This is a genomic window from Pseudomonas sp. RIT778 (assembly GCF_019718735.1).
GTDB lineage: Bacteria > Pseudomonadota > Gammaproteobacteria > Pseudomonadales > Pseudomonadaceae > Aquipseudomonas > Aquipseudomonas aphyarum.
Genome location: NZ_JAIHBA010000071.1, coordinates 1 through 1,992, shown reverse-complemented (window position 1 = coordinate 1,992; position 1,992 = coordinate 1). Strand labels below are relative to the sequence as shown.

General features: G+C 58.4%; 4 protein-coding genes. 3 read left to right on the top strand and 1 reads right to left on the bottom strand.

The window, feature by feature from the left end:
* Positions 1–59 precede the first annotated feature (59 nt).
* Together K5E37_RS29230 and K5E37_RS29225 are read left to right on the top strand one after the other, a co-directional pair.
* Positions 60–302, top strand: a complete 243-nt coding sequence (locus K5E37_RS29230; RefSeq protein WP_221535822.1) for a DUF2790 domain-containing protein — start codon at positions 60–62, stop codon at positions 300–302.
* A 90-nt stretch (positions 303–392) separates the two neighbouring features.
* On the top strand, positions 393–791 hold the full coding sequence (locus K5E37_RS29225; protein ID WP_011334037.1) for a hypothetical protein: 399 nt from the start codon (positions 393–395) through the stop codon (positions 789–791).
* Here the strand turns inward: K5E37_RS29225 and K5E37_RS29220 are convergent.
* The gene (locus K5E37_RS29220; protein WP_039768222.1) at positions 788–1,057 is read right to left on the bottom strand and encodes a DUF1652 domain-containing protein; all 270 of its coding nucleotides are present in this window, start codon (positions 1,055–1,057) and stop codon (positions 788–790) included. The two genes, K5E37_RS29225 and K5E37_RS29220, sit on opposite strands and share 4 nt — an antisense overlap.
* 371 nt (positions 1,058–1,428) lie before the next feature.
* On the opposite strand from K5E37_RS29220, the gene eco reads away from it, so the two are divergent.
* Complete coding sequence (gene eco / locus K5E37_RS29215; protein ID WP_221535821.1) at positions 1,429–1,914, top strand: serine protease inhibitor ecotin; 486 nt, start codon at positions 1,429–1,431, stop codon at positions 1,912–1,914.
* Positions 1,915–1,992 lie beyond the last annotated feature (78 nt).

The window sequence follows — 1,992 nt, the reverse complement described above, 5'->3', positions numbered from 1 at the left end:
GTGCGGCAGGTTTGGCTTGCAACAAGCCGAACTCAATTTCCGTCGCACCGGAGTCCATCATGAAAATTCGTCCGTTCCTGCTCACCACCGCCCTCGCCTGCACCGCGTTTGCCGGGCTGGCCCAGGCTGTTCCCTATGAATACGGCATGCCGCTGCAAGTCGCCAAAGTGGTTTCCCTGACCGAGCCGCAGACGCAGGAGTGCAAGGTCATCACCGCCGACATGAAGTACCTCGACAACACCGGGAAACCGGAAGAAATCAGTTACCGGAAATTATCTGACGCATGCAACTTCCAGAACTGACAGAAAGCTCTGATTTGCGGCTTTGCGGTATGCGAGTACGGGTCTCGAAGGGTATGCTCGGGGCCCTCCTCACTGCCGCAAGGATTCGCCATGCAGTTGTCGTTCCGCACGTTGTCGACCCTCACCTTCTCTCTGTGTTTTCTGCTTTCGCTGGCGTGGGGTCTGGCACCACAGATGTTGCTGGCAATCTGGAGCATCGAGTATTCGGAGGCAGCCGGATTCGTCGCACGGCGCAGCGCGGTGCTGTTTGCGGCGTTGGGGGTGATGTTTTATCTGGTGCGCAACGCGCCTGTGTCGATCGCGCGCAATGCGCTCAGCAACGGCTTTATCGTCGGCTGTTTTGGCCTGGCCGTGCTGGGGTTTGCTGAATGGCTTAACGGCCATGCCGGCCCCGGGATTCTGCTCGCGGTGCTGGTCGAGTTCGCGCTGGGCCTTGGCTTCTTGCAGGCCCGGCGCGTGACGGTCGAACTGGGTGAAACAGTCGGTTAGACGACTCGGGATCGCGGCACTGAATGATGGGTTGCCGTTTGTTGCGCAAGATCCGAGCGCAACCCGGCGATCAGGCCGTTGATTTCGCGACAGCTGTTCAAATGACTGGCATCGATGCCACTCACCTGCAGCTCAACCTGATCGGTCTGGTGATCGCCATACACCTTGACGGTCATCGACAGATCCGGGGACAGCGTGCACTGGCAGCGTTTCGGTAGAAAGCTGCTTTCAATGATGTTGCGGAGTTCCAAGGCAGACAGAAACATGGCGAAACCTCTCCTTACTGTGAGACTGCCAATCAAGTATTCACGTCGACCGTTGCCACGGTTCCCACGGGTGTGTCCCCGCTGAATCCTTGGGTTGTGACAAGCGGCTGTACTGCGAAATGCCCATTGGAGTGTAGGCGCCCGAACTCGGTGCGCTGCACCAAATCAACGCATAAAACGTGCCTTTCATCAGGTTGCATTCACCTCCTTGCAAATCAATGGCTTGGCAAAAAGGCAGGCCACTCGTCAGTTGCAAAATGCAAGATTCGATCGTGCAGGCACTGCAATTTGCATGCGGCTGGCGGTTTGCTTTCATCGCCTTTGACAGTGAAAATGCCCGTCAACCAACGTACACCCGCCAGGAGGCTTCAATGGGAAATTTCACTGTTTACGCGACCGCCGGCCTGATGCTCGCCAGCCTGTCCACCCTCGCCCACGCCGCCAAGCTTGAAGACACCGCGCCCTATCCGAAGGCCGAAGCGGGCTTCACGCGCCAGGTCATCCATCTGCCTCAACAAGCCCAGGAAGAAAACTTCAAAGTCGAAATCCTCGCCGGCAAGACCCTCGAAGTCGACTGCAACCGCCAGCGTCTGGGCGGCACCCTCGAAGAGAAAAACCTCGAAGGCTGGGGCTATCCGTTCTACCGCCTGGAAAAAGTCAGCGGCCCGATGAGCACGCTGATGGCCTGCCCACCCGGCACCCAGAAAAAACGCGCGTTCGTACCGGTGATCGGTGACGGTTTCACCGTGCGCTACAACAGCAAGCTGCCGATCGTGATCTACGCACCGCAGGACGTCGAAGTGCGCTTCCGCATCTGGTCGGCCTCGGACAAGATTGGCGTGGCCATTCCCGAGTAACTTCAAGCCACAACGCCGCACGCCGCCGCTCGTTCGGCGACATGGCGCAAGCTGTCGAAGTTGATATTGGCGCCGGAA